The following is a 25,765-nucleotide window of genomic DNA, read 5'->3' as shown; positions in this document are numbered from 1 at the left end:
TCCGGTACTGCACGTCAGTCATATTGACATTGACGATGGCAGTCTGTTCTTGCATACCGCCCGCGTCCGGGCAAAGTTCCGGATTAAGGGTCGTTAATCAAAAGATAGAAACGGGATCATTCATCATGGCGGACACCGACTTTGAAATGCACGAAACGCTGATCACGCTGACAGCCGATATTGTGGCAGCGCATGTCAGCAACAACAGCGTTGCCGTGGCAGACATTCCCACCCTTATCGAGAACGTCCATCGTGCGCTCAATGGCCTGTCGCCATCTGAAGTGGTGGCCGAAGTCGAGCGTCCCGAACCTGCAGTTTCGGTGCGGGCTTCGATCAAGCCCGACTATATCGTCTGCCTCGAAGACGGCAAAAAGCTCAAGATGCTCAAGCGCCATCTGATGACGCACTACAACATGACACCCGACGACTATCGCGCGCGCTGGAACTTGCCCGCCGATTATCCGATGGTCGCCCCGAATTATGCCGCCACCCGGCGCGAACTGGCCAAGAAGATCGGCCTGGGTCGCAAGCCGGGCAAGCGCCCCGTAAAATAACCGTCACCGCCGGCTGTTCACGGCTGGCGGTTGCAATTGTAGCGATGCACGATAAATTGGCTGGCAGACGCGGGTTCTGTCCGTGTCGGCCAGCCACCGTGCTGCATCCGTGCGCAGCGGGCCTGGCATGAACCAGCAACGGCAATCAAAGGGGCAGCATGCGCCAGAAAATCGACTTGGAGGCGCTGTGCGCCGATCGCGGGCTGCGGATCACGGATCAGCGGCGTGTGATCGCCCGCGTCCTTTCCGAAGCCGATGATCATCCTGATGTCGAGCGGCTGCACGAACGTGCCTCCGCGATCGACCCGCGCATTTCGATCGCCACCGTCTATCGCACGGTGCGGCTGTTCGAAGAGGCCGGAATTCTCGACCGGCATGATTTCGGCGATGGCCGCGCGCGCTACGAAGCCGCGCCCGAGGCGCATCATGACCATCTGATCGATGTCGAGACCGGCAAGGTGATCGAATTCGTCGATCCCGAGCTCGAAGCGCTGCAGAAGCTGATCGCCGAGCGGCTCGGCTACAAGCTGGTGGATCACCGCATGGAGCTTTACGGCGTCTCGATCGACCGCAAAGACTGACCGCGGATGAGCGAGGCTCTCGCGGCGCCAGCGCCTCCGCCGCCGCTTTATCCTGACACGCCCGACATGGCCCATCTGCACTGGTGCGATCCAGGGCTGATCGGCCGTGTTCGCCTGGCGTCGCGGGCGGCGCTGATTGTCCTGGCGCTGATCGTCTGCGTGCCGCTGTATTACACCTGGCGGGTGCTCAGGCTTTCCAATCCCTGGCCCAAATTGTTCCTGCGGCTGGTCGGCCGCGCCTGCGGCGCGCGCGTGAGCATCGTCGGCACACCGCTCAAGCGTAACGTCTTCTACATCTCCAACCACTTGAGCTGGCTGGATATTCCGGTGATCGCCGGGCGCAACGGCAGCGCCTTTGTCGCACAGGACGGGATCAAGAGCTGGCCGGTTGTCGGCTGGCTGTGCAAGCTCAACGACACCGTGTTCGTATCGCGCGGCAACCGCATGGGCATTGCCGGGCAGATCAACGAGCTGCGCGATGCCTTGAGCGAGACCTGGGCGATCACCATCTTTCCCGAAGGCACCACCACCGACGGGACCAGCTTGCTGCCGTTCAAGTCGCCGCTGCTGCAGGTGCTCGATCCGCCACCGCCCGAGGTGATGGTGCAGCCGATGTATCTCGACTACGGCGCGCAGGCCCGCGACATCGCCTGGGTGGGCGAAGAGACGGCCCCCAACAATGCGCTGCGGCTGTTCACCCGCAAGGGCAGCTTCCCGGTGACGCTGCATTTTCTCGAACCGTTCAGCCCGGCGGATTTTCCCGGGCGCAAGGCGATCGCCGCCGAGGCGCGGGTGCGGATCGAGTCGGCGCTTTGTGCTTCCGTAGGGCGCGATCCGGCTGTATAGCCGGTAACATCCATGAACCAATCCACCGATACACTCGCGCCGCTCTCTTCCGCTCCCGAAGCGGAGGACGGGCCCAGCCGCTATTTCGTCACCTCGTTCGGCTGTCAGATGAATGTCTATGACGGCGAGCGGATGGGCGAGATGCTGGCCGCGCAGGGCATGCAGGCCGCAGCCAGCCGCGAGGACGCCGACCTGGTCATCCTCAACACCTGCCACATCCGCGAAAAGGCGGTGGCGCGGGTCTATTCGGACATCGGCCGTCTGAAGCGCGACGACGGATCGAAGCCGATGATCGCGGTCGCCGGCTGCGTTGCGCAGGCCGAGGGCGAGGAAATCGCCCGGCGCGCGCCCAGCGTCGATATCGTGGTCGGGCCCCAGGCCTATCACCGGCTGCCCCAGCTGATCGAGCAGGCGCGCCACAACACCCTTGCGGGATCGAAAAAGGCCGCGATCGATACCGACATGCCCGCGGTCACCAAGTTCGCTGCACTGCCGGTGCGCGCCAAGCAGCCGCGTCCATCCGCCTTCCTCACCGTGCAGGAAGGCTGCGACAAGTTCTGCACCTATTGCGTGGTGCCCTATACCCGCGGCGCCGAGATCAGCCGCCCATTCGCCGATCTGGTCGACGAGGCCAAGGCGCTGGTCGATGGCGGGGTGAAGGAAATCACGCTGCTCGGCCAGAACGTCAACGCGTGGACAGGCACGGATGCCAAGGGCCGTCATCAGGGTCTCGAAGGGCTGATCGAGCAGCTCGCCGAGATGCCCGGGCTCGCGCGCATCCGCTACACCACCAGCCACCCCAACGACATGACCGACGGGCTGATCGCGGCGCACCGCGATATCGCCAAGCTGATGCCGTATCTGCATCTGCCGGTGCAATCGGGCAGCGACCGGATTCTCAAGGCGATGAACCGCAGCCACACGGCGGCGAGCTATCTGGCGATCATCGACAAGGTGCGCCGCAGCCGCCCCGATATCGCGCTGTCGGGTGATTTCATCGTCGGCTTTCCCGGCGAGACCGAGGCGGATTTCGAGGCGACGCTCGATATCGTGCGCGCTGCCAACTACGCGCAGGCCTATAGTTTCAAGTATTCACCGCGCCCCGGCACGCCCGCTGCCGATATGGAGGATCAGATCAGCCCCGAAATCATGGACGAGCGGCTGCAGCGCCTGCAGGACCTGCTCAACACGCAGCAACAGGCCTTCAACCAGACCACCGTCGGCGAGCGCACCCAGGTGCTGCTCGAGCGGCAGGGCCGCAAACCCGGCCAGCTGGTCGGCAAGTCGCCCTGGCTGCAATCGGTGCATGTGATGGCGGATGGTGCCAGGATCGGTGACCTGATCGATGTCGAACTCGTGTCCGCGGGGCCCAACAGCCTCGAGGGCCGCGCGCTCACGCTGGTGAACGCCTGATGGCGCGCAAGCAGGGCGGCGGCAGCAGCAGCGGCGATCGGCGCGGCGGCGATGGCGGCAAGTTTCGCGGCAAGCCCGAGCCGCAGAGCGCCAAGCTGTCCCCGGTCTATGGCACCGACTTTCCGTTCAACCGGCCTGAACCCGCCAACAAGGCGCGGATCGGGGTGGAGTTCGACGAGCCGACATTGCTCGGTCCGCTGTTCGGCCAGTTCGACAAGAACCTGGTCGCAATCGAGAACCGGCTGGGGGTATATATCGCCGCGCGCGGCAACCGCATCCAGATCGAAGGCGAGGCCGAAAGTGCGGCGCGCGCCCGCGACGTGCTGGTCGGGCTGCACAAAAGGATCGAACAGGGTCTGGATATCGATGAAGGCGCGGTCGAGGCGTTGATCAGCATGTCGGCCGAGCCCACGCTCGAAGGCATCGTGCGCAGCGATGTCGCCCAGCCCCCCGGTATCATGATCCGCACGCGCAAGAAGACCATCGTGCCGCGCTCTGCCACGCAGACCGAGTATATGGGCTCGCTGGTCCGCGACGACATCATCTTCGCCTTGGGCCCGGCGGGCACCGGCAAGACCTATCTGGCGGTGGCGCAGGCGGTCAGCCAGCTGATCACCGGCAGCGTCAACCGGCTGATCCTGTCGCGCCCCGCGGTCGAGGCGGGCGAGCGGCTGGGCTTCCTGCCCGGCGACATGAAGGAAAAGGTCGATCCGTATCTGCGCCCGCTTTACGACGCGCTGTACGACACCTTGCCCGCCGAACAGGTCGAGCGCCGCATCGCCAGCGGCGAGATCGAGATTGCCCCGCTCGCCTTCATGCGCGGACGCACCCTGGCCGACAGCTTCATCATCCTGGACGAGGCGCAGAACACCACGCCTGCGCAGATGAAGATGTTCCTGACCCGCTTCGGCATGAACAGCCGGATGGTGATCTGCGGCGACCCCAAGCAGGTCGACCTTCCCGGCGGCGTAGGGGCTTCGGGCCTGGCCGATGCGGTCACCAAGCTCGAGGGTGTGCAGGGCATCGGCACCGTGCGCTTCACCGCCGCCGACGTGGTCCGCCACCCGATCGTCGGCCGGATCGTGGAGGCCTATGAGGGCAAGGATGCGTGAGGCCTTCGCGCCTCACACGTGCAACATTTCCGAGTTCCCGAGCGAAGTCGAGGGACGTATGCGCGACAGTAGCGCGCGCGTCCCTCGACTTCGCTCGGGAATGCGGGAGAGGTTAGATCGAATGCGTGACATGACATGATCGAAACCGAAACCTCCACAGACCCGCTGTGGCCCACGGACACCGACTGGGAATCGCTCGCCAGCCGCGCGGTCGCCGCTGCGCTTGCCGTCAGTCCTTATGGCAGCCTTGCCGATGCCCGCTTCACCGTCTCGGTCAGCGTCCATTTCGGCTCGGACGACGAGGTCCACGCGCTCAACCGTGATTATCGCGGCAAGGACAGGCCCACCAACGTGCTGTCCTTCCCGATGGTCGAGCCCGACATGATCGATGCTCTGGCCAACACCGATGACGGCGAGGTCTTGCTCGGCGACATCATGCTCGCGTTCCAGACCTGCGCTGCCGAGGCTGCGGAGAAGGGGGTTTCGATCGAAGCCCATGCGACCCATCTGGTCGCGCATGGCGCGCTGCATCTGGTCGGCTATGACCATATCGAGGAGGCCGATGCGGTGCACATGGAAGAGCTTGAAGTGAAAGCGCTTGCCAATTTAGGGTTGGACAATCCATATTGACGCGGCGTAATGCACGCGTGAGTTTCCCAAGACAACCAAGAGCGGGGTTAAGATACAGCCAGTCATGGCAGACGCAGACAGTAATGGCGGCGGTAAAGCGTCCGCAAGCGACGAGGGAACGGGACGAATTTGGCGGGGTCTGAAGGCCCTGCTATTCGGAGAACACCACGATCAGTCACTGCGCGCCCAGCTCGAAGAGGCGATCGACGAGCATGAGGACGACGACGATGGCGATGGATCTTCCGCCAAGGGAGACCTCTCGCGCGTCGAGCGCGAGATGCTGCGCAACCTGCTGCACTTCAGCGAGCACGATGTCGACGACGTCGCCGTGCCGCGCAGCGACATCATCGCAATCGACAAGAACGCCAGCTTCGATGCGCTGGTGGAAATCTTCGCCGAACACGGCCACAGCCGCGTTCCGGTGTATGAAGGCTCGCTCGATCACATCGTCGGCATGGTCCACATCAAGGACGTCTTCCCGATCATCGCGACCGACGGTCCGCGCCCCGAGACCTGGGATGCGCTGATCCGCCAGCCGCGCTTTGTGCCCGAAACCATGGGCGTGCTCGATCTGCTCGCCGAAATGCGCCAGACCCGCACGCACCTTGCCATCGTCATCGACGAATATTCGGGCACCGAAGGGCTGGTGACGATCGAGGACCTGGTCGAGGAAATCGTCGGCGATATCGAGGACGAGCACGACGACGAGCCCGAGACTTTGGTGACGCTGAGCGAGGACGGAAGCTGGGACGCCGATGCCCGCGCCGAGCTCGAGGATGTCGCCAAGCTGATCCACGCCTCGCTGGGCGAGATCGACGAGGATGTCGATACGCTGGGCGGGCTGGCCTTCATCCTGGCGGGCGAGGTGCCGGCACCCGGACGGGTGCTGGATCACCCCGGCGGATGGCGGCTTGAGATCGTCGACGGCGACGAACGCCGCGTCACCCGCATCCGCCTGTTGCCACCCGCCGAAGCGATCGCCTTGCAGGCATGACCGGCCTTGCGCGCGCTCTGGCTTTTCGGAACGCGCGCGCCTAAGGCGTCGCGATCATGGATATATCCGACCTTCGCATTGCGCTGTTCAGCGGCAATTACAACTATGTGCGCGACGGTGCCAACCAGGCGCTGAACCGGCTGGTGGGCTGGCTGCTCGAGCATGGCGCGGCGGTGCGGGTCTATTCGCCCACCACCAAGACGCCGGCGTTCGAGCCGGCGGGCGATCTGGTCAGCCTGCCGTCGCTGCCGATCCCCGGGCGCAGCGAATATCGGGTGACCCATATCCTGCCGCCATCGGTGAAGAAGGACCTCAACCGCTTCGCGCCCAACATCGTGCATGTTTCCAGCCCCGACAGCGCGGGGCACAGCGCGGTGCGCTGGGCGCAGAAGCACAACCTGCCGGTGCTGGGATCGGTGCACACCCGGTTCGAGACCTATCCGCGCTATTACAACATGGCGTTTCTGGAGCCGCTGCTCGAGGCGTTCCTGCGCCGGCTGTACCGCAAGTGCGACGCCATCGTCGCGCCGTCCGATTCGATGGCGCAGGTGCTGCGCGAACAGCGGATGAGCTATGATGTCGGCATCTGGTCGCGCGGCGTCGACAAGCACATCTTCAATCCGCAGGTCCGCGACATGGACTGGCGGCGAGGCCTCGGCCTGGCCGACGACGTGCCCGTCATCGGCTTTCTCGGGCGGCTGGTGATGGAAAAGGGGCTCGACGTCTTTTCCGATTCGATCGACCGGCTGATCCGTCGCAACGTCAAGCATCAGGTGCTGGTGGTCGGCGAGGGGCCAGCGCGTGGCTGGTTCGAATCGCGGTTGCCCGGCGCGGTGTTCGCAGGCTTTCAGGGCGGGGCCGACCTCGGCCGCGCGGTCGCCAGCATGGACCTGTTCTTCAACCCGTCGATCACCGAGACCTTCGGCAACGTCACGCTCGAGGCGATGGCGTGCGGGCTGCCGGTGGTCGCCGCGCGCGCGACCGGCAGCGAAAGCCTGGTCGAGCACGGGGTGACCGGACAGCTCGTCCGCCCGGGTGCGACCGTGGAGTTCGCCGATGCGCTGCAGGCTTATTGCGGCGATGCCGCGCTGCGCCAGGCGCATGGCGAGGCGGGTATTCGGCGCAGCGAGAAGTACAGCTGGGACCGGATCAACGGCGGTCTGGCGCAGACCTATATCCGGCTGATCCGCCAGCGTCAGGCGGGCACCGGCGGCGTGCCCTACCGCGCCATCCGCTGAGCGTTATCCGGCCCCCGGACATGCCGAGGGCCGGACCGGATATCACACCGCTTCGAGCGCCTGCTCGAAATCGGCGATCAGATCGTCGGGGTCTTCGACGCCGATCGAGATCCGCACCAGATTGTCGGTGATGCCGAGCGCCGCCTTGCGCGCATCGGGCACCGACAGATGGGTCATCGCCGCCGGGTGGCTGGCGAGCGTCTCGGTGCCGCCCAGGCTGACCGCCAGCTTGGCGATCACCATCGAATCGAGGAAACGGAAGCTTTCGGCCTCGCCGCCCTTGATAAACAGCGAGAAGGTCGATCCCGCGCCGGTGCAGTGGCGATCGTAAATGTCCTTCTGGCGGGCATCCTGGATCATGCCGAGATAGCCCAGACCGTCGACCTTGGGGTGCTGCGCGAGGAATTCGCAGACCTTCGCCGCGTTCTCGCCGGCGCGGTTCATCCGCAGTTCGACCGTCTCGAGGCTGCGCATGAGCATCCAAGCGGTGTTGGGGTCGCAGATCGTGCCGATGGTGTTGCGCAGCGCGCGCACCGGGTCCATCCACTTCTTGGGGCCCGATAGCCCGCCTGCGACCAGATCGCTGTGCCCGCCGACATATTTGGTCAGGCTGTAGACCACGATGTCCGCACCGTGGTGCAGCGGCTGCTGCCACAGCGGACCCAGGAAGGTGTTGTCGATCGCGATCGGGGTCGGGGTCTCACCGCCCAGCACCGCGTCGCGCGAAGCCGCCACCGCCTCGATATCGACCAGCGCATTGGTCGGGTTGGCGGGGCTTTCGAGGTAGATCATCGCGACCCGGCCGCCCTGCTTGGCCGCCATGTCCCTGGCCTGCTCCATAACCATGTCGATCTCGTCGCGGGTCGCGCCGGCGGGAAAATCGAGATAGGTGATGCCGAAGCGCGACAGGATACGCGCGATCATCGTCTCGGTCGCGGCATAAAGCGGGCCCGAATGGACGATGACATCGTTGTTGCTGCAATAAGCGAGCAGCAAGGTCGCGATCGCCGACATGCCGCTGGAAAACACCAAGGAATCCTCGGCATCGTCCCAGATGCTCAGGCGATCTTCGAGGATCTCCTGGTTGGGGCCGTTGAACCGCGAATAGACCAGACCTTCGGCGCCGCCGGGGCGCTTGCCGGTCAGCCCCTCGAAATGGCGCTTGCCCGCTGCAGCGTTCTCGAATGCAAAGGTCGAGGTGAGGAAGATCGGCGCCTTGAGCGATCCTTCGGAGAGCACCGGGTCGAAGCCATGGCCCATCATCAAGGTGGCGGGCTTGAGCTTGCGTCCGCCCAGGGTCGCGACCTTGGGCTTGGGCTTGCGGCGCGGGGTGGGGGTGGTGATCGGCTTGACGGGCGTGTCGGTCATGATTGGGTTCCTGCGGTTGGGGCGGATCTATACCGGCTCCACCCTCCGCTCAGCCTGAGCCTGTCGAAGGCCACGGGAAACCGCCAGCGTGGGCGCGGGACCTTCGACAGGCTCAGGTTGAGCGGGTGTGGGTGCTGGGAATATCCCGGCCCTTGTTATGCGGCCATCTATGCCCGACCGATCAACTGATTACAAAAGAAACCGCCCAGATCGTGCCCACCATGAGGGGAACGCCCGCGATGTCGAGCAGAAGCCCGGCCTTGAGCTGGCGCGGCAACGCTATGTTGCCGCTGGCCCAGGCGATGGCATTGGGGCCGGTGCCCGAGGGCAGCATGAAGCCCCAGCTCGCCGCCATCGCCACCGGCATCGCGAGCAGCACCGGATCGACGCCCAATGTGACGATCAGCGCCGCGACCACGGGCATCACCCCGCTGGCGGTCGCGACGTTGCTGGCAAACTCGGTGACCAGGATGACCAGGCCGGTCAATGTCAGCGCGACGACGATCAGCGGCACGCCCGCCAGCGGTTCGAGCGCGGTGCCGATCCAGCTGTCGAGCCCGGACTCGCCGATTCCCGCCGCCAGCGCCAGACCGCCGCCGAACATCATGATCACATCCCATGGCGCGCGGTTGGCTTCGGGCCAGACCAGCATCGGGCGGCCGGTGCCGTCGGGCAGGATGAACAGCGCGATCCCGGCGATCACCGCGATCGAGCCATCGGTCAGCGCGCCGGCGGGGAGCAGGCCGCTCAGCCAGGGCTGCAAAATCCACGCGCCGACCACCAGCCCGATCACTGGCATCAGCCGCCGTTCGGGGACGCTCCAGGCGCTCTGCCGCGCAATCGCGCTGCGTGCGGCATCGACATCGAACGGAAAGGCGGCGAGCCGCTGCACCCGGGCGAGGATGAACGCCGCGATCGGGATTCCTAGGATCACGATCGGCAGGCCATAGGCCGCCCATTCGGCAAAGCCGATCTGCAGGCCGGTGCTCTTTTCGAGCAGTCCGGCGGCGATCGCATTGGTCGGCGATCCGACCAGCGTGCCAAGGCCGCCGATCGAGGCGGCAAAGGCGATTCCCATCATCAGCGCGCCGGGCAGGCCTTCGGTCTCGCCTGCCTTGAGCCCGCCCGCCAGCAGCACCGCGCTGGCGATCGGCACCATGATCAGCGCGGTCGAGGTGTTCGAGATCAGCATCGAGAGCACCGCGGTGGCGATCATGAAGGCGAGCAGCAGCCGGCTGGTGGTATGGCCCGAGCGGTTGATGATCGCGAGCGCCAGGCGCTTGTGCAGCCCCACCCGCTCGATCGCTAGCGCCAGAAATGCGCCGCCCAGAATCAGGAACAGGATCGGCGAATAATATTCCGATGCGATCGCGTTGGCGCTCATCACCCCGGTCAGCGGCAGCACGATGAACGGCAGCAACGCGGTGACGGTGAGCGGCACGGCCTGCGTCATCCACCACGCCGCCATCCACCACACCAGCCCCGCGGTGCTCCACGCCTCCGGCCCCATGCCGGCGGGCGCGGGCAGGACAAGCGTGAGCGCAAAGCCCAGCACGCCGATGATTAGCCCCCAAATGTTGGTCAATGCGAACCTTTCATATTCTATCTCCCCTACCGCTTGCGGGAGGGGTGGCTGAGGCGCAGCCGAAGCCGGGGTGGGCCTGAACTGCCCCTAGTGCTCCTGGCCAACCCCGGTTCAGCAAGCTGAACCTGCCCCTCCCGCTTGCGGGAGGGGAGACTTATGGCCGCAACCCAATTCCCCCCATCTGCCGTCCGTAATCGGGCTCGCCGCGGTGCGTGGCGCGGCGGAAGCTGTAATAGCCTGCCGCGTCCGAATAGGTATCGACCCCGCTCATATGCACCGTGCCGATGCCGCAGCCGGCAAGCCGGGCGGCGATGAAGCCTTCCAGATCGAACTGGTAGTGATCGGGCCGGCCTTCGCGGAAGAAGCGCTCGTTCTCCGGGTCCGCCTCGCAAAAGCGGACGAAGAAGCCGGCGTCGACCTCATAGCTCTTCTGCTGGATGCACGGCCCGATCGCGGCGACGATCCGGCTGCGGTCGGCGCCCAGCTTCTCCATAGCATCGACGGTCGCCTCGCCGACCCCGGCAAACGCGCCCTTCCAGCCCGAATGCGCGGCGCCCACGATCTGCGCGGCCTCGTCGGCAAACAGGATCGGCGGGCAGTCCGCGCCCAATACGCCGAGCAGCAGCCCGGGCCGGTCGGTGACCATCGCATCGGCCTTGGGGCGCTGGTCGGTAGGTATAGGCTCGGTCACGTGGATGACATCGGCGCTGTGCACCTGATGCAGCGTCACCAGCGCCGCGCCCTGCAGGATCGCCTGCGCTGCCAGTCGCCGGTTTTCCGCCACCGCGACAGGATCATCATCCGCCCCGAGACCGACGTTGAGCCCCGCGAGCAACCCGCTCGAAACCCCGCCGCGCCGTCCGGTGAAACCGTGCGCGATGCCGCCGAGTGCGGGCGAGGTGAGGAGAGGGAGGCTCATGAGCCCCTCCCCTTCAGGGGAGGGGTTGGGGTGGGGAATGGGACGAGAGACGCAGCGGCGCAAATTTCGCCCCCACCCCCGGCCCCTCCCCTGAAGGGGAGGGGAGTGTGCTGTGCTTTACTCAAGGCTCTTCACCACCTGTTCGGTCGTATCCTTCGACAATCCAGGCTGCGCCTTGATCCGCTCGAGGCAGCCGCGCATCAAGCCCGCGCGCGCCTCGTCGAACCGGCGCCAGCGGCCCAGTGGCGCGATGAAGCGCGCGGTGGTCTGCGGATTGATCGGATCGAGCCGCAGCACCAGATCGGTGAGCAGCTCATAGCCGCGTCCGCTGGCATGATGGAATTCGGCCTGGTTGGAGACGAACGGCCAATACAGCGCGCGCACCCGGTTGGGGTTGGTCAGCGTAAAATCCTTATGCCGGATCAGTTCGCGCGTCTGGTCATAGACCTTGGGGTGCGATGATCCGCTCTGCAGCGAGAACCATTTGTCGATGACCAGGGCATTGCCGCAATAGCGGTTGTAGAAGCTGTCGAGCGCGGTTTCGCGCTCGTCGCAGGCCATGCTGGCGAGCACCATCGTCGCGCCCTGCCGGTCGGTCATGTTGTCCGCGCGCGCGAACTGGTCGAACGCGATTTTACCCGCGTCAGGCGCTTCGGCCGAGGCGATATAGCCCAGCGCCAGCGACTTGACCTTGCGCGCGCCTCGCGCCTCGCGGCTCAGTGAATACGGCACCGCGCAGGCACGCTCGTGCACGATCCGCCATGGATCGATCAGCCTGGAGCCGATCGCCCGGCGCAGGTCCCTGCGTGCCGCGTGGATCGCCTCGGGGCGCACGACCAGCATCTGCTCGCCCAGAAACGCCTCGGTCGGCAGGCTCAGAATCTCGGCGCGCATCGAATCGTCGAGCCGCTGGTCGCTGACCAGATCGCCGAACACCGACACGATCTCGTCGAGCGGCGCGGCGCGGTCCATGCTGGCGCCCGATCGGTCGCCGGGTCCGTCCCTGTCGGCGATATCGGCGATCAGCCGGTCGATGACCAGCTGCTGCAGCGCCTCGTAGCGCGCGAACGGATCATCATCATGCCGCACCTGGAACAAAAGATCGCCGCTGCGGCGCGCGATATCGAGCGTCACCGGCGCGGAAAAGCCGCGGTTGATCGACAACACCGGCGGGCGGTCGAAGCCGGTAAAGCTGACGCTCTGCTCGGCTTGCGACAGCATCACCAGTTCCTCGCCGCGATGCGCCTTCATGTCGCGGTCGATCAATGCGGTGCGCAACGGGATCGGCATCAGCGGCTTGTCGCTCTGGCCCGGCGTCGGTGCGAACTGCTGGCGCAGATGCAGCGTGGCGGTGGCGGTGTCGGCGTCATGCTCGAGCCGCGCCTGCACCTGCGGCGTTCCCGCCTGCTCGTACCAGCGGCGGAACTGGGAAAGGTCGAGCCCGGCGCCGTCCTCCATCGCGCGGACAAAATCCTCGCAGGTCGCAGCCTCGCCATCATGCCGCTGGAAATACAGGTCGCACCCGGCGCGAAACCGCTCGGGCCCTGCCATCGTCGCCATCATGCGGATAACCTCGGCGCCCTTGTTGTAGATCGTCGAGGTGTAGAAGTTGCTGATCTCCATATAGCTGTCGGGCCGGATCGGGTGCGCCAAGGGCCCTGCATCCTCGGGAAACTGCGCCGCGCGCAGCATGCGCACATCCTCGATCCGCTTGACCGCCTCGGATCCCATATCGGCGGAGAAGCACTGGTCGCGATAGACGGTGAAGCCTTCCTTGAGGCTCAATTGGAACCAGTCGCGGCAGGTGACGCGGTTGCCCGACCAGTTGTGGAAATATTCGTGCGCGACCACGCCCTCGATCGCGTCGTAATCATAATCGGTCGCGGTGTCGGGGTCGGCGAGGATGTAGCGCGAATTGAAGATGTTGAGGCCCTTGTTCTCCATCGCCCCCATGTTGAAATCGCTGACCGCGACGATGTTGAACACCGGCAGATCGTATTCGAGGCCATAAACCTGCTCGTCCCACGCCATCGAGGCCTTGAGCGCCTGCATCGCGTGCGCGGTGCGGCCCTCGTCGCCGGCGCGGACATAGATGGCGAGGTCGACCGGCGTTCCCGACTTGGTGGTGAAATGATCGCGGGTCGCGACCAGATCGCCTGCCACCAAGGCGAACAGATAGCTCGGCTTGGGGTGCGGATCGTGCCAGCGCGCATAGTGACGACCGTCTTCGAGATCGCCCGCATCGACCAGCGCGCCGTTGGCGAGCAGCACCGGGAAGCGCGTCTTGTCGGCGCGCAGCAGCACTTCGTACACCGCCATGTTGTCGGGCCGGTCGACGAACGGGATGATCCGGCGGAAGCCCTCGGCCTCGCACTGGGTGCACAGCATGCCGTTGGAGGCGAACAGCCCCATCAGCTGGGTGTTGGTATCGGGCGCGATCTGCGTGGTGATGTGCACGGTGGCGTTGGGTGCGGAGACATCGACCGCGATGGTGTCGCCTTCCTGGCGCCAGTTCGCTGCCACGCCATCGATGGTGAGCGTCAGCGGCAGCGCGCCGTCGCAATCGAGCCTGAGCGGCTGGTCATGATCGCCATTGCGCTCGATCTGAAGCGTCGCGGATACCTGCGTGGCGGACAGATCGAGGTCGAACTCGAGCGCGACCGTCCGCACCCACCAGTCGGGCGGCCGGTAATCGGCGCGGCGGATAACCTGGGGTTCTGCTATTGCCGGGGTGGCGGTTGCGGTCTGGATGTCTGCCATGGTGTGACCCTAATGCGGGGGCGGGGATTGCACAATGATGGGAGTGCGCGTCGACACCTATGCGCATGCGTCCCTCGACTTCGCTCGGGAACGCGGAAAAGGTGGCGCAAATCACCCCCACCCGTCATTCCCGCGAACGCGGGAATCCCGCTTTTGTGCGACCGTGGCCAGGAAGCGGGACCCCCGCGTTCGCGGGGGTGACGAGAGAACGGGTTGATTGGAGGCCACGCAAGGGTAGTGTTCCCGCATGAACACCCTCTTCATTTTCGGCATGGGCTACACCGCCTCGCACCTCGCCCGGCGTCTTCGCGCGCAAGGCTGGCAGGTCCACGGCACCGGGCGCGGCGGAGACGCGGACTTTGCCGATGCCGCCGCGGTCCACGCCGCGCTGGCCGCCGCGACCCATATCCTCTCGAGCGTCCCCCCCGACCGCGCGACCGGCGCGGACCCGGTGCTCAGCGCCTATGCCGACGCGATGCGTGCCGCGCCCGCGCGCTGGATCGGCTATCTGTCGTCCACCGGAGTCTATGGCAATGCGCGCGGCGCGTGGGTCGATGAAGGCGCGGTGGTCGGTACCGGGCGGCGCAACGCGCGCACCCAGGCCGATCTCGACTGGCAGGCGCTCGATGACCGAGTCCATGTGCTGCGGCTTCCGGGGATTTACGGTCCCGGCCGCAGCGCGCTCGACCGGGTGCGCGAGGGCAACGCCAAGCGCATCGACCTGCCCGGCCAGGTGTTCAGCCGGGTGCATGTCGAGGATATCGCCGGCGGGGTGATCGCGTCGTTCGCCGGGCCGCCGGGGGTGTACAATCTGGGCGATGATCTGCCCTGCTCGCAGAACCGGGTGATCGAGGCCGCGTGCCGGTTGCTGGCCGTGCCCCCGCCGCCGCTGCAGACGCTCGAACAGGCGAACCTCTCGCCGATGGCGCTGGGCTTCTACGCCGAAAACCGCCGCGTCGCGAACGGCAAGGCGAAAAGGCTGCTGGGCTGGGCGTTGCGCTATCCGGATTACGAGGCCGGGCTGGCGGGGATCTTGGCGGGGGAGTGACCGCTCTCTCCCCTCCCGCTTGCGGGAGGGGTGGCCGCAGGCCGGGGTGGGCGCGAGCCGCAGGCGAGCGGTGCGCGCCATCCTTTACAGGCCCACCCCGCGCGGCAAGCCGCGCTGCCCCTCCCGCAAGCGGGAGGGGAGAGGAATTGCACGTTTCGCCTCTCCCTTGATGGGAGAGGTGCCCCTATTCGCCTCTCCCTTGATGGGAGAGGCAGCGAGACTTGGCAGCTTGCTGCCTAGTCGCAGCGGTGAGGGTGAGGGTTCGGCTGGGTGCAACAGCGCAACGGCGCGCCCCCAGCTCAATCCGGAGAGATCACCCCCACCCAACCCTCCCCCATCGAGGGGGAGGGCTTTGAAGGCTCACTCCGCTGTCAGTGGCCTTGCCAGCAGCGCGGCCACCGCCGCGCCCGCTGCGACCTCGCCCGCGAGCAGCGCGCACACCGTGTCGACGATCGGCATCGCCACGCCGCGGTCGCGCGCCACGCGTTGCAGCACCGGTGCGGTAAACGCGCCTTCGGCGACGGTTGCGCGGTCGGCGAGCACTTCGGAGGCGTTGCGGCCCTCGCCCAGCGCCTTGCCCAGCGAGAAGTTGCGCGAGCTGACCGACGAGCAGGTCAGCACCAGATCGCCCAGCCCCGACAGCCCCGACAGCGTCTCCGCCTGCGCCCCGCAGGCGAGGCCGAAGCGGGTCATCTCGGCAAAGCCGCGCGCGATCAGCGCGGCGCGGGCGTTTTGCCCCAGCCCAAGCCCGTCGACCACGCCGCAGGCGATCGCGAGCACGTTCTTGACCGCGCCGCCGATCTCGGCGCCGGTGATGTCGGTGGTGAAATAGGGGCGGAAGGCCGGGCGCGCGATCTGCGGCGCGATGCGGTCCCATTGCGCTTCGTCCTCGCACGCCAACGTCACCGCAGTGGGCTGGCCGTTGGCGACCTCGTGCGCAAAGGTCGGGCCGGAGAGCACGGCAAGCGGGCGACCGGGCGCTGCGGCGCGCGCGGCATCCACCATCAGATCGCCGGTCGCTTCCTCGATGCCCTTGCAGCACAACGCCAGATCGGCATCGCCCGGGGGCAGTCCCGCCAGCACGCGGCGCATATGCTGCGCGGGCGTCACCACCAGCAGCAGCGGGCAATCGGCCAGAGCGGCAAGATCGCCCGTCGCGCGGATCGCTGGGTTCAGCGCAATGCTGGAAAGATAGGCGCTGTTGCGGTGCCGCGTGTTGATCTCCTCGACCACCGCGGGCTCGAACGCCCAGAGCAGCACGGCGCGGCCGTCGCTCGCCAGCATCTGCGCCAGCGCGGTGCCCCATGCGCCGCCGCCGATCACGCCGATGGTCGGTTTGTCCTCGCTCATGCCTTCACTCCTGCCCCGCGCGCGGTTTCCGCCAGAGGATCGAGCGGCCAGCGCGGCCGCGCGGCGATGTCCAGCGGATCGGTCAGCCCCAGCGCAAACCGCTCCGCGCCCGCCCAGCCGATCATCGCGGCATTGTCGGTGCACAGCCACAAGGGCGGCGCGACAAAACCCATATCGTGCCGCGCGGCGAGCGCCTCGAGCGCCGAACGGATCGCGCCGTTTGCGGCCACCCCGCCTGCGACGACAAGCGTGCGAGGCTTTGTACCCTCTCCGACCGATGCAGACAGCGCCTTCTCCAACCTATCAACCAAGCAGTCCACCACCGCCGCCTGAAAGCTCGCGGCGATATCCTCGGGCCGATAGTTGCCCGATTGCGCCGCGCGCAGCACCGCGCTTTTCAGGCCCGCGAACGAGAAATGCGGCTCGGCGCTCCCCAGCAACGGCCGGGGCAGCGGCACCGCTTTGGCATCGCCGGTCTTGGCCAGCGCCTCGACCTTGGGTCCGCCGGGATAGCCCAGCCCCAGGATCTTGGCGGTCTTGTCGAACGCTTCGCCTGCGGCATCGTCGATCGTTGTCGCCAGCCGGCGATACTGGCCGACGCCGTCGACCCGCAAAATCTGGCAATGCCCGCCCGAAACCAGCAGCAGCAGATAGGGGAACTCGAGGCTCGCATCGGCGAGCCGCGGCGAAAGCGCATGGCCTTCGAGATGGTTGACCGCGATCAGCGGCTTGCCCGCCGCCATCGCCAGCGCCTTGGCGGTAACCAGCCCGACCATCACGCCGCCGATCAGCCCGGGACCCGCCGTGGCGGCGACCGCATCGACATCGTCGAGCGTCATCCCTGCGTCCTTGAGCGCGGCTGCGATCAGCGGGGTGAGTATCTGGACGTGTGCGCGCGCCGCGATCTCGGGCACCACGCCGCCATAAGGCCGGTGCGCGTCTTCCTGCCCCGCCAGCCGGTGCGCCAGGATGCTGCGATCGGAGCCGATCAGTGCGGCCGCGCTTTCATCGCAGCTCGATTCGATGCCGAGGATGATTGCCATGGGGCTTTCCCTTATCGCTATTGGCCGCTAGCACAAGGTGCATGGGAGAGACATTGCACCCCGGCGCCCGCGCCGACCTGCCCGAAGGCATCGCCGAAATCCTCGCCGACCGGCCGATCCGGCTGGGCACCCGTGCATCGCCGCTGGCGATGGCGCAGGCGCACATGACCGCCGCCGCGCTGCGCGCACGCTGGGGTCTGTCGGAGGATCAGGTCGAGCTGTCGCCGGTGGTGGCGAGCGGCGACAAGATCACCGATCGCCCGCTTGCCGATGTCGGCGGCAAGGCACTTTGGACGCGCGAGCTCGACTGGTCGCTGGGCGGCGGCACGATCGATCTGTCGGTGCATTCGATGAAGGATGTCGAGACGATCCGCCCCGAAGCCTTCGTTCTCGCCGCGATGCTGCCGCGCGCCGATGTGCGCGATGTGCTGCTGGGCGCGACCAGCATCGAGGCGCTGCCGCACGGCGCGCGCTTCGGCACCAGCTCGCCGCGCCGCGCCGCGCAGATCCGCCAGATCCGGCCCGATGTCGTGCCGGTGCTGTTCCGCGGCAACGTCGCCACCCGCATCGGCAAACTGCAGAGCGGCGAAGCCGACGCGACCTTGCTCGCTGCCGCCGGGCTCGACCGGCTGGGCGAGACGCTGCCCGGCATCGCCTCGGTGCGGCTCGAGACCGATGTCTGGCTGCCCGCGCCTTCGCAGGGCGCGGTCGGGATAGAGGTGCGCCGCGACGATGACCCGATGCGCGCGCTGATCGGCGGGATCGACGATGCGCCGACATCGGCGTGCGTGATGGCCGAACGCGCGCTGCTCGAGGCGCTGGGCGGCGATTGCCATTCGGCGATCGCGGCGCTGGCGCGGATTGCGGGCACGACGATCCATCTGCGCTCGGTGCTGTATTCGGAGGACGGCGCGCAGCATGTCGCGGGCGAGATAACCTTTGCCGCAGACGATCCCGGCGCGCCGGCACAGCTCGCCGCCGATCTGCTGGCCCGAGCCCCCGAAACCATCACGCGGCTGTTCCGGGCAGGCTGATGACGTTGCCGAGGATCATTGTGCTGCGCCCTCAGCCCGGCGCGACCGCGACCGCGCAAGCCTTGCGCGCCGCCGGGCATGATCCGCTGGTAACGCCGCTGTTCGCCATCGAGCAGGTCGCCTGGACGCCTGCGGATCCATCGGCCTATGACGCGCTGCTGGTCGGCAGCGCCAATGTCTTTCGCCATGGCGGCCCGGCGCTGGCGGATCTCAAGGACATTCCCGTCTATGCCGTCGGCGGCAAGACCGCGCGGATGGCGCTGGACCTGGGTTTCCGGGTGCGCGGCCAGGGGCAGGGCGGGCTTGCCGCCTTGCTGCCGATGCTGGCCGACGACGGACACCTGCACATCCTGCGGCTGGCGGGCGAGGATCGCGTCGACCTGCCCGACAGCCGCCTCGCGATCGATACCCGCATCGTCTACCGCTCGCGCGCGCTGCCGATGCCCGATGCCCTGCGCGATGCGCTGGAGGACCGCTGCGTCGTCCTGCTGCATTCGGCGCGCGCAGCGGCGCATTTCGCGGCGCTGGTCGATGCGGCCGGGCTGGACCGCAGCCGGATCAGCCTTGCGCTGTTCGCGCCGGCATTGGTCGACGCGGCAGGCGAGGGCTGGGCCGCGGTGCGGGTTGCGTCCGCCACCGACGACCGGGCATTGCTGGACGTGGCGGACGCCCTGTGCCAGCATGATCTGCGCAATCACCAACCGGAGACATGATGACCCCCGAGACCCACCGCCCGGGCCAATCCTCGTCAGGGGCCAGCGGCCGGACCTTGCTGCTGCTGCTGGCGCTTGCCTTTGTCGGCGGCGCGATCCTGTCGGGTTGGCTGATCACCCGATCGGGCTGGTTCGGCGATGCTCCGGCGGCGCCCGTGCAGACCGCGCTAGACCCGAATGTGATCATGGCCGATCCGGCCAATCCCGGGGTCGGCGATCCGCCGCCGATGATGCCGGGCGGAATGCTCGGCGGTCCGCCGCCCTCGCGCGCGCTCGACGTTCGCGTCGCGGAACTCGAGAACCGCCTGTCGCTGATCAACGTGCAGGCGCAGGAGGCTTCGGGCAATGCCGGGCGTGCCGAAGGGCTGTTGATCGCGTTCGCTGCGCGGCGCGCGCTCGATCGCGCGTCGGCCTTGGGATATCTCGAAGGGCAGTTGCAGCTCCGCTTCGGCGCGGCCCAGCCCAATGCGGTCGCCACCATCGTGCGCGCCGCGCGCAATCCTGTCACGATGGACCAGTTGCGCACCCAGCTCGAGGAGATCGGACCCTCGATCGTCTCGGGCCGTGCTGACGATGAAGGCTTCTGGGATGCGCTGCAGCGCGAGGCCAGCGAGCTGTTCGTGGTCGAGCAGCAGGGCAGCCAATCGCAGACGCCCTCGCAGCGGCTGCAGCGCGCCAAACGCTATCTCGAGGCCGGACGCGTCGAGGCGGCGTTGGGCGAGATCGAGCGGCTGCCCGGGCGCAACAAGGCTGCCGACTGGCTGGCCAAGGCGCGAGTCTATGCCGAAGCGCGCCGTGCGCTCGATATCATCGAGAGCGCCGCCATTCTTGAGCCGCGCGGGCTGCGCGATGCCGCTGGCCAGCCGATCGAGCAGGCCTCGCCGCTGGCACCCAAACCGCCTGCGAATTAGGCCATGACCGCCATCGCGATGCCCGTTGCCGTGGTGCTGGCTGGCGGCCGGTCGCGCCGCATGCAGGGCCCCGACAAGGCGCTCGCGATGATTGCAGGCGAGCGGATGATCGATCGGGTGCTGCGCCGCATGCGCCCGCAGGTGGCCGAGCTGCTGCTGTCCGCGCCGCAGGATTATGGCACCGGATGCACCGCGATTCCGGATCTTTCCGATGGCCCCGCAGGACCCATGGGCGCGATACGAGCGGTAGCCCATGCGCTGTGCGTGCGCGGGATAGAGGCGTTCGTGACCGTGCCGGTCGATGCGCCGTTCGTCCCGCTCGATCTGGTCGACCGGCTGACCGCATCCGGGCCGATGGCGATGGCGCGCACCCAGGATGGCTGGCAGCCCGTTTTCGCGCTGTGGCAGGGCCCTGCGGTGCTGGCCGCGCTGACGCCCGCACGGTGCAGCGAGAAATGGTCGTTGCGCCGGTTGGCCCAAGAGCTTGGTGCTGCGGCAGTCGACTTTGACGGGGGGCAGGCGCTGATGAACGTCAACACGCCCGAAGACCTCGCGCTGGCGCAGCAGATCGCCGCTCGCGATGCCTGTCCGGAACAGCAGCCGTGACCCCGGGGCGAAACGCCTTGGCGCATCGGGCGGGACACGATATTCAGCAACGCGAAAGCCGGATGCTGCAAAACGCGGCGCTTTGCTGCTGCGCGGCTAGACACGGCGTGGCGGGGATGAGCGTGACGGGATGATGGGGGCCGATTGCACATGGCGGTGAAGAACAAGGGTGGCAGGGCCCAGCCCGCAAGCGGCCCGCGCCTGTGGTTCTGGCGGACTGTCAAGATAGGGTCGGCTGTCGCGCTGGTCGGGCTGATCGGTTTGATCGTCGCGGTGATGACCGTGATGGGATCGCTGCCCAGCTTTCAGGACATGAAGTCCTCGCCCAACGGCCAGATGATCCTGGTCAAGGCCGCCGACGGCACCGAGATCATGCAGCTTGGCCCCAGTTTCGGCGAGTGGCTGGATATCGAGGACATTCCCGATGTGATGAAGGACGCTATGGTCTCGGTCGAGGACCGCCGCTACGCCTATCACCCCGGCGTCGACCCGATCGGCATCGGCCGCGCGATCTACAACTCGGTCGCAGGCGGCGGCCGGGTGCGCGCGACATCGACGATCACCCAGCAGCTGGCGCGCAACGTGTTCCTCAGCAACAGCCGCTCGTACACTCGCAAGATCCGCGAAGGCGTGCTGGCGCTGGCGCTGGAGCGCAAGTTCAGCAAGGACCAGATCCTCGAGCTTTACCTCAACAAGGTCTATTTCGGCGGTGGCGCCTATGGCGTCGATTCGGCCGCGCGCAAGTTCTTCAACCATGACGGCACCGACCTGTCGCTGGCCGAGGCCGCGATCATCGCCGGGCTGGTCAAGGCGCCGTCGCGCTATTCGCCCACCGCCGATACCGAGGCGGCACTGGGCCGCGCCGGCGTCGTGCTCGCGGTGATGCAGGACGTCGGCACGATCACGCCGGCGCAGGCCGCAGGCGCCGACCTGCAGGGCGTGGAATTCGCCGCCGAGAAGGGGCAGAACTCGGTGCGCTATTTCACCGACTGGGCGCTGCCGCAGCTCGACACGCTGATCGACGACAATGGCGAGCCGATCGTGGTGTGGACCACGCTCGATCTCGCCATGCAGCGCGCGGGCACCGAGGCGATCCAGGCCAATGTGCCGCGCGGAACCCAGGGCGCCTTGGTCTCGCTCGACCGCGATGGCGCGGTGCGCGCGATGGTCGGCGGCACCGATTACGTCACCTCCAACTACAACCGCGCCACCAGCGCGCTCCGCCAGCCGGGATCGGCCTGGAAGCTGTTCGTCTATCTCGCGGCGCTCGAATCGGGCTACACCCCCGAGGATATCGTCACCGATGCACCCGTGACTATCGGCGGCTGGAGCCCCCGCAACAGCGGCGGCAGCTATGCCGGCGACATCACGCTGCGCACCGCGTTCGCCTATTCGAAGAACACCGTTGCCGCACGGATCGGCGAGGATGTCGGCACCAGCACGATCGCCAACATGGCGCGCCGCTTCGGCATCACCACGCCGATCACGACCCTGCCCTCGATGGTGCTGGGATCGTCCGAGGTGCGCGTGATCGACATGGTGCGCGCCTTTGCCGGTGTCAGCTCGGGCGGGGTCGCGATTGCGCCTTATGGCATCACCAAGGTCACCACCAGCGACGGCGAGGTGCTCTACCAGCACGAAGCGGACATGAGCCAGGTGCTCGTGCCGCCGCACGTCACCGCAGGCATGACCGACCTGTTGCAGACCGCGGTCAACGTCGGCACCGGCCGCGCCGCGCAGATCGGACGCCCGGTGGCGGGCAAGACCGGTACCACCAACAGCAACAAGGACGGCTGGTTCCTCGGCTTTTCCAGCGGCATCACCACCGGCGTGTGGATGGGCCGCGACGATGCACGGGCGGTCGGCGGACTGCAGGGCGGCACCGCGCCCGCGCGGGCGTTCGCGCAGTACATGCGGGTCGCGGTGGCCAAGCGCAAGGTCGAGCCGTTCGATACCGAGCTGGTGCTGCCGGAGTGGCAGCTCGAGCCCGATGACGAGGCCTATTTCGGCTCGCCCGACGACGTGATCTTCATCGACGAGAACGGCAACCCGATCGAGCAGGGCCGTGGCCCCGACGTGCCCGACCCGTTCGCGCCGCCGCCTCTGCAGCAGCCCGAGCAGCTCGACGACAACTTCATCGACCGGGCTTTGGGTCGCGATTCCGCCCCGCAGCGCCCGCAGACCCGCCAGGCCGAACCCCGCCCGCCGGTGCGCAGGCCACCGCCTGCACCCAATCCGCAGGACCAGCGCGTCGCGCCGGTGCTGCGCGATGACGAGGGTCAGTGAGGTTTCGCGCCGAGCGCCTGAGTCCGAAGAGCGATGGTGAGCGCCGCCAGCGGCTGAAACAGAGTGGATCGCGGACACTGACCCGCGTCGCCAGCCCGGACCTGATCCGGGCCCCAGTGGCCTATTGGGCAGCGTTGTGCGGGAACCCCTGGGTCCCGCGTCAAGCCCGGGATGACGGAAAAGGCAACGGCGGCGCTGTGATCGTTGGCTGACAGTCAGCCTTTTCCCGGCAGGGCTGATCCGATGGGCCGCAGAAGTTGCCCGAGGGGAGAGCCGCTTGCCTGCGCAGGCAGGCACCCACCCGCTACCCTCGCACCTTGCACCGCGGTCAGGAGATGGGCCCCTTGCCTGCGCAGGGGACCGGGTGTCTTTCGCTGTCCAGGCGGAGTTGGATGAGGGTGGGGCAGTGTCAGAGCAGCGCTGGCGTTGCTGCCCCCTCTCCCAGCTACGACTAGGCAGCAGGCTGCCAAGTCTGCGCAACCCTCTCCCTTGGAGGGGAGAGGGGTTCTTGGCGCGCGTCCACCCCCAAACGCAATCCGGCCCGGAAGCTTTCACTTCCGGGCCGGATCGGTTGTCTGCGGTGAGGAGGCGAAGCTTAGTGCTTCACGCCCGCCCACACGTTGCGATAGGCCATATAGCCAAGGCCGGTCGCGATGATCAGGAAGATCAGTACGGCCCAGCCGGTCTGGTGGCGCTTTTCCAGCGTGGGCTCTGCGGTCCACACCAGGAACGCCGAAACGTCCTTGGCCATCTGGTCGCGGGTGGCTTCGGTGCCATCCGAGTAGGTGACGATGCCGTCGCCGCCCAGCGGGTTGGCCATCGCGATGTTCAGGTTCGCGAAGTACGGGTTATAGTTGAGGCCCGGTCCCGGCATCGAATCGGGGAAGCGCTGGGCGAGTTCCGCCGGCGGCTCCTGATAGCCGGTGAGCAGCGAGTAGATATACGCCGCTCCGCCATGACGCGCCTTGGTGATCAGCGAAAGATCCGGCGGCAGGGCGTTGTTGTTGGCCGCGCGCGCGGCGGTTTCGTTGGCATGCGGCGCAGGCAGCATGTCGGCGGGCAGCGACGCGCGGGTCGTGGCTTCACCGGTTGCCGGATCGATCGACGGGGTCTGGATCGGCCAGTTGGCGGCGATCGCCTTGACCTCGTCCTCGGTATAGCCAAGCTCACCCAGGTTGCGGAAGGCCACCAGACGCATCGAGTGGCAGGCCGCGCACACTTCCTTGTAGACCTGGAAGCCGCGCTGCAGCTGCTGACGGTCGAACTTGCCCATCGGGCCATCGCTGCTCAGCGAGAGCTTTTTGGGGTGAAGGTGAAAGGCATGCTCTGCGGTTTCCTGCGGCGGCTCGCTGATATAGGCGGCGGCGCCCACACCGAACGAGACGATGAGCCAGCCGCTGAAGAACAGCCCCACCAAAAATGCACCAATACGAATCATGTCGAACGACTTTCCTTCTAGCGTCTGGCTTTATTCGGCGGGCTGCAGCGCGGGGCCGCCAGCGGTGCCGATGCTGTCCTTGCCGAGCACCGAATCGGTGATCGAGAAGGGCAGCGGCTTGGGCTTTTCGATCTTCGAGATGATCGGCAGGATGATCAGGAAGTGGGCGAAGTAGTAAGCCGAAGCCAGCTGGCTCATCATCACGAACGGCTCTTCAGCCGGCGCACCGCCCAGATAGCCGAGCAGCAGCACGTCCAGCACCAGGATCGCGAAGAAGATCTTGAACAGCGGACGATAGTTGCCCGAACGCACCGGCGAACGGTCCAGCCAGGGCAGGAAGAACAGCAGCAGGATCGAGGCGAACATCGCCAGCACACCCAGCAGCTTGGCAGGCACGATGAAGAAGTCGAAGGTGAAGGCGCGCAGGATCGCGTAGAACGGCCAGAAATACCATTCGGGAACGATATGTGCGGGCGTCGAGAGCGGGTTGGCGGGGATGTAGTTGTCCGCATGGCCCAGATAGTTCGGCGCGAAGAACAGCACCGAGCAGAACAGGATCAGGAACACGCCGAGGCCGAAGCCGTCCTTTGCGGTGTAATAGGGGTGGAACGGCACGGTGTCCGATTCGGTCTTCACTTCCACGCCGGTGGGGTTGGAAGATCCCGGAATGTGCAGCGCCCAGATGTGCAGGATAACGACACCGGCAATCACGAACGGCAGCAGATAGTGCAGCGAGAAGAAGCGGTTGAGCGCGGCGTTGTCCGGCGCAAAGCCGCCCAGCAGCCAGGTCTGGATCGGCTCGCCGACCAGGGGGATCGCGCCGAACAGGCCGGTGATCACCTTGGCACCCCAGAAGCTCATCTGGCCCCAGGGAAGCACATAGCCCATGAACGCGGTCGCCATCATCAGCAGGAAGATGACCAGGCCGAGCAGCCAGATCATTTCGCGCGGCGCCTTGTACGAGCTGAAATACAGCCCGCGGAAGATATGGATGTACACGACAATGAAGAAGAAGCTGGCGCCGTTGGCATGCGCGTAGCGCAGCATCCAGCCCCAGTTGACATTGCGCATGATGTGTTCGGTGGAATCAAACGCGACCAAGGCGTTGGGCGCATAGTGCATCGCCATGATGATGCCGGTGACGATCTGCATCACCAATGCGATCCCGGCGAGCACGCCGAAGTTCCAGAAGTAGTTCAGGTTGCGCGGAACCGGATAGCCGGCGCCGATGGCGCCATACACCAGCCGCGGCAGCGGCAGGCGTTGATCCAGCCATTTGGTCAGATCGGTCTTCGGTTCGTAATGCTTGGCCCAGGAAAAGCTCATAATTTATGCT

The 25,765-nt window shown here is 66.7% G+C and carries 22 protein-coding genes; 14 read left to right on the top strand and 8 right to left on the bottom strand.

Annotated features, from left to right (window positions below; translation table 11 throughout):
* Nucleotides 1-125: 125 nt before the first annotated feature.
* The 8 genes from QUV11_RS12915 to QUV11_RS12880 all read left to right on the top strand — a co-directional run bounded on the left by QUV11_RS12915 (nucleotide 126) and on the right by QUV11_RS12880 (nucleotide 7,368).
* Nucleotides 126-554 carry a MucR family transcriptional regulator gene (locus QUV11_RS12915; protein WP_300883309.1) on the top strand — a complete coding sequence of 143 codons (429 nt, stop codon included), beginning with the start codon at nucleotides 126-128 and terminating at the stop codon, nucleotides 552-554.
* Between the two features lie 158 nt (nucleotides 555-712).
* Nucleotides 713-1,135, top strand: coding sequence for a Fur family transcriptional regulator (locus tag QUV11_RS12910; protein WP_300883308.1), 423 nt, complete (start codon nucleotides 713-715; stop codon nucleotides 1,133-1,135).
* 6 nt (nucleotides 1,136-1,141) lie between these two features.
* Complete coding sequence (locus QUV11_RS12905; RefSeq protein ID WP_300883307.1) at nucleotides 1,142-1,981, top strand: 1-acyl-sn-glycerol-3-phosphate acyltransferase; 840 nt, start codon at nucleotides 1,142-1,144, stop codon at nucleotides 1,979-1,981.
* Nucleotides 1,982-1,993: 12 nt separating this feature from the next.
* Complete coding sequence (miaB, locus tag QUV11_RS12900; protein ID WP_300883306.1) at nucleotides 1,994-3,394, top strand: tRNA (N6-isopentenyl adenosine(37)-C2)-methylthiotransferase MiaB; 1,401 nt, start codon at nucleotides 1,994-1,996, stop codon at nucleotides 3,392-3,394.
* Nucleotides 3,394-4,506 (top strand): PhoH family protein, encoded by a 1,113-nt coding sequence (locus QUV11_RS12895; RefSeq protein ID WP_300883305.1) that lies wholly within the window; start codon nucleotides 3,394-3,396, stop codon nucleotides 4,504-4,506. The genes miaB and QUV11_RS12895 overlap by 1 nt, the downstream gene beginning before the upstream one ends.
* A 135-nt stretch (nucleotides 4,507-4,641) precedes the next feature.
* Nucleotides 4,642-5,136 carry an rRNA maturation RNase YbeY gene (ybeY, locus tag QUV11_RS12890; RefSeq protein ID WP_300883304.1) on the top strand — a complete coding sequence of 165 codons (495 nt, stop codon included), beginning with the start codon at nucleotides 4,642-4,644 and terminating at the stop codon, nucleotides 5,134-5,136.
* Nucleotides 5,137-5,200: 64 nt separating this feature from the next.
* A complete protein-coding gene (locus QUV11_RS12885; protein WP_300883303.1) occupies nucleotides 5,201-6,130 on the top strand; it encodes a hemolysin family protein in 930 nt (309 codons plus the stop codon).
* 56 nt (nucleotides 6,131-6,186) lie between these two features.
* On the top strand, nucleotides 6,187-7,368 hold the full coding sequence (locus QUV11_RS12880; protein ID WP_300883302.1) for a glycosyltransferase family 1 protein: 1,182 nt from the start codon (nucleotides 6,187-6,189) through the stop codon (nucleotides 7,366-7,368).
* A 42-nt stretch (nucleotides 7,369-7,410) separates the two neighbouring features.
* Here QUV11_RS12880 and QUV11_RS12875 read toward each other — a convergent pair whose 3' ends face one another.
* The 4 genes from QUV11_RS12875 to pepN form a co-directional block, all read right to left on the bottom strand.
* Nucleotides 7,411-8,736: a cystathionine gamma-synthase family protein gene (locus tag QUV11_RS12875; protein ID WP_300883301.1), complete on the bottom strand. Its 1,326-nt coding sequence runs from the start codon at nucleotides 8,734-8,736 to the stop codon at nucleotides 7,411-7,413.
* Nucleotides 8,737-8,917: 181 nt separating this feature from the next.
* A complete protein-coding gene (locus tag QUV11_RS12870) occupies nucleotides 8,918-10,321 on the bottom strand; it encodes a DASS family sodium-coupled anion symporter (RefSeq protein WP_300883300.1) in 1,404 nt (467 codons plus the stop codon).
* A 154-nt stretch (nucleotides 10,322-10,475) separates the two neighbouring features.
* A complete protein-coding gene (pgeF, locus tag QUV11_RS12865; protein WP_300883299.1) occupies nucleotides 10,476-11,240 on the bottom strand; it encodes a peptidoglycan editing factor PgeF in 765 nt (254 codons plus the stop codon).
* A 117-nt stretch (nucleotides 11,241-11,357) separates the two neighbouring features.
* Nucleotides 11,358-14,000, bottom strand: a complete 2,643-nt coding sequence (gene pepN, locus QUV11_RS12860; protein ID WP_300883298.1) for an aminopeptidase N — start codon at nucleotides 13,998-14,000, stop codon at nucleotides 11,358-11,360.
* 247 nt (nucleotides 14,001-14,247) lie between these two features.
* Here pepN and QUV11_RS12855 point away from each other — a divergent pair, with 247 nt between their 5' ends.
* Complete coding sequence (locus QUV11_RS12855) at nucleotides 14,248-15,048, top strand: SDR family NAD(P)-dependent oxidoreductase (protein WP_300883297.1); 801 nt, start codon at nucleotides 14,248-14,250, stop codon at nucleotides 15,046-15,048.
* A 360-nt stretch (nucleotides 15,049-15,408) separates the two neighbouring features.
* On the opposite strand, the gene QUV11_RS12850 is transcribed toward QUV11_RS12855, so the two are convergent.
* Together QUV11_RS12850 and tsaD are read right to left on the bottom strand one after the other, a co-directional pair.
* Nucleotides 15,409-16,398 (bottom strand): NAD(P)H-dependent glycerol-3-phosphate dehydrogenase, encoded by a 990-nt coding sequence (locus QUV11_RS12850; protein WP_300883296.1) that lies wholly within the window; start codon nucleotides 16,396-16,398, stop codon nucleotides 15,409-15,411.
* A complete protein-coding gene (gene tsaD, locus QUV11_RS12845) occupies nucleotides 16,395-17,441 on the bottom strand; it encodes a tRNA (adenosine(37)-N6)-threonylcarbamoyltransferase complex transferase subunit TsaD (protein WP_300883295.1) in 1,047 nt (348 codons plus the stop codon). Before tsaD ends, QUV11_RS12850 begins: the two co-directional genes overlap by 4 nt.
* A gap of 41 nt (nucleotides 17,442-17,482) precedes the next feature.
* Between tsaD and hemC the strand changes: the two genes are divergently transcribed.
* The 5 genes from hemC (at nucleotide 17,483) to QUV11_RS12820 (ending at nucleotide 22,991) form a co-directional block, all read left to right on the top strand.
* Nucleotides 17,483-18,475, top strand: coding sequence for a hydroxymethylbilane synthase (hemC, locus tag QUV11_RS12840; protein WP_300883294.1), 993 nt, complete (start codon nucleotides 17,483-17,485; stop codon nucleotides 18,473-18,475).
* A complete protein-coding gene (locus tag QUV11_RS12835; RefSeq protein ID WP_300883293.1) occupies nucleotides 18,475-19,188 on the top strand; it encodes a uroporphyrinogen-III synthase in 714 nt (237 codons plus the stop codon). Before hemC ends, QUV11_RS12835 begins: the two co-directional genes overlap by 1 nt.
* Nucleotides 19,188-20,099: a hypothetical protein gene (locus QUV11_RS12830; RefSeq protein ID WP_300883292.1), complete on the top strand. Its 912-nt coding sequence runs from the start codon at nucleotides 19,188-19,190 to the stop codon at nucleotides 20,097-20,099. Before QUV11_RS12835 ends, QUV11_RS12830 begins: the two co-directional genes overlap by 1 nt.
* Nucleotides 20,100-20,102: 3 nt before the next feature.
* Nucleotides 20,103-20,705, top strand: coding sequence for an NTP transferase domain-containing protein (locus QUV11_RS12825; protein ID WP_300883291.1), 603 nt, complete (start codon nucleotides 20,103-20,105; stop codon nucleotides 20,703-20,705).
* A gap of 150 nt (nucleotides 20,706-20,855) precedes the next feature.
* Entirely contained in the window at nucleotides 20,856-22,991 is a 2,136-nt protein-coding gene (locus QUV11_RS12820; protein ID WP_300883290.1) for a transglycosylase domain-containing protein, read from the top strand.
* Nucleotides 22,992-23,586: 595 nt separating this feature from the next.
* Here QUV11_RS12820 and QUV11_RS12815 read toward each other — a convergent pair.
* Together QUV11_RS12815 and QUV11_RS12810 are read right to left on the bottom strand one after the other, a co-directional pair.
* Nucleotides 23,587-24,429: a cytochrome c1 gene (locus QUV11_RS12815; RefSeq protein ID WP_300883289.1), complete on the bottom strand. Its 843-nt coding sequence runs from the start codon at nucleotides 24,427-24,429 to the stop codon at nucleotides 23,587-23,589.
* A gap of 30 nt (nucleotides 24,430-24,459) precedes the next feature.
* Nucleotides 24,460-25,755 carry a cytochrome b/b6 gene (locus QUV11_RS12810; RefSeq protein ID WP_300883288.1) on the bottom strand — a complete coding sequence of 432 codons (1,296 nt, stop codon included), beginning with the start codon at nucleotides 25,753-25,755 and terminating at the stop codon, nucleotides 24,460-24,462.
* Nucleotides 25,756-25,765: the final 10 nt, after the last annotated feature.

Origin of the sequence: Blastomonas sp. (genome assembly GCF_030373265.1) — a bacterium.
In the GTDB taxonomy this organism is placed as follows: Bacteria; Pseudomonadota; Alphaproteobacteria; order Sphingomonadales; family Sphingomonadaceae; genus Blastomonas.
This window is presented reverse-complemented; position numbering and strand designations above follow the sequence as displayed.

Coding starts and splice junctions, on each gene's coding strand:
- QUV11_RS12915 (WP_300883309.1), top strand. CDS start 126: ATGGCGGACACCGACTTTGAAATGCACGAAACGCTGATCACGCTGACA.
- QUV11_RS12910 (WP_300883308.1), top strand. CDS start 713: ATGCGCCAGAAAATCGACTTGGAGGCGCTGTGCGCCGATCGCGGGCTG.
- QUV11_RS12905 (WP_300883307.1), top strand. CDS start 1,142: ATGAGCGAGGCTCTCGCGGCGCCAGCGCCTCCGCCGCCGCTTTATCCT.
- miaB (WP_300883306.1), top strand. CDS start 1,994: ATGAACCAATCCACCGATACACTCGCGCCGCTCTCTTCCGCTCCCGAA.
- QUV11_RS12895 (WP_300883305.1), top strand. CDS start 3,394: ATGGCGCGCAAGCAGGGCGGCGGCAGCAGCAGCGGCGATCGGCGCGGC.
- ybeY (WP_300883304.1), top strand. CDS start 4,642: ATGATCGAAACCGAAACCTCCACAGACCCGCTGTGGCCCACGGACACC.
- QUV11_RS12885 (WP_300883303.1), top strand. CDS start 5,201: ATGGCAGACGCAGACAGTAATGGCGGCGGTAAAGCGTCCGCAAGCGAC.
- QUV11_RS12880 (WP_300883302.1), top strand. CDS start 6,187: ATGGATATATCCGACCTTCGCATTGCGCTGTTCAGCGGCAATTACAAC.
- QUV11_RS12875 (WP_300883301.1), bottom strand. CDS start 8,736: ATGACCGACACGCCCGTCAAGCCGATCACCACCCCCACCCCGCGCCGC.
- pgeF (WP_300883299.1), bottom strand. CDS start 11,240: ATGAGCCTCCCTCTCCTCACCTCGCCCGCACTCGGCGGCATCGCGCAC.
- pepN (WP_300883298.1), bottom strand. CDS start 14,000: ATGGCAGACATCCAGACCGCAACCGCCACCCCGGCAATAGCAGAACCC.
- QUV11_RS12855 (WP_300883297.1), top strand. CDS start 14,248: ATGAACACCCTCTTCATTTTCGGCATGGGCTACACCGCCTCGCACCTC.
- QUV11_RS12850 (WP_300883296.1), bottom strand. CDS start 16,398: ATGAGCGAGGACAAACCGACCATCGGCGTGATCGGCGGCGGCGCATGG.
- tsaD (WP_300883295.1), bottom strand. CDS start 17,441: ATGGCAATCATCCTCGGCATCGAATCGAGCTGCGATGAAAGCGCGGCC.
- hemC (WP_300883294.1), top strand. CDS start 17,483: ATGGGAGAGACATTGCACCCCGGCGCCCGCGCCGACCTGCCCGAAGGC.
- QUV11_RS12835 (WP_300883293.1), top strand. CDS start 18,475: ATGACGTTGCCGAGGATCATTGTGCTGCGCCCTCAGCCCGGCGCGACC.
- QUV11_RS12830 (WP_300883292.1), top strand. CDS start 19,188: ATGACCCCCGAGACCCACCGCCCGGGCCAATCCTCGTCAGGGGCCAGC.
- QUV11_RS12825 (WP_300883291.1), top strand. CDS start 20,103: ATGACCGCCATCGCGATGCCCGTTGCCGTGGTGCTGGCTGGCGGCCGG.
- QUV11_RS12820 (WP_300883290.1), top strand. CDS start 20,856: ATGGCGGTGAAGAACAAGGGTGGCAGGGCCCAGCCCGCAAGCGGCCCG.
- QUV11_RS12815 (WP_300883289.1), bottom strand. CDS start 24,429: ATGATTCGTATTGGTGCATTTTTGGTGGGGCTGTTCTTCAGCGGCTGG.
- QUV11_RS12810 (WP_300883288.1), bottom strand. CDS start 25,755: ATGAGCTTTTCCTGGGCCAAGCATTACGAACCGAAGACCGATCTGACC.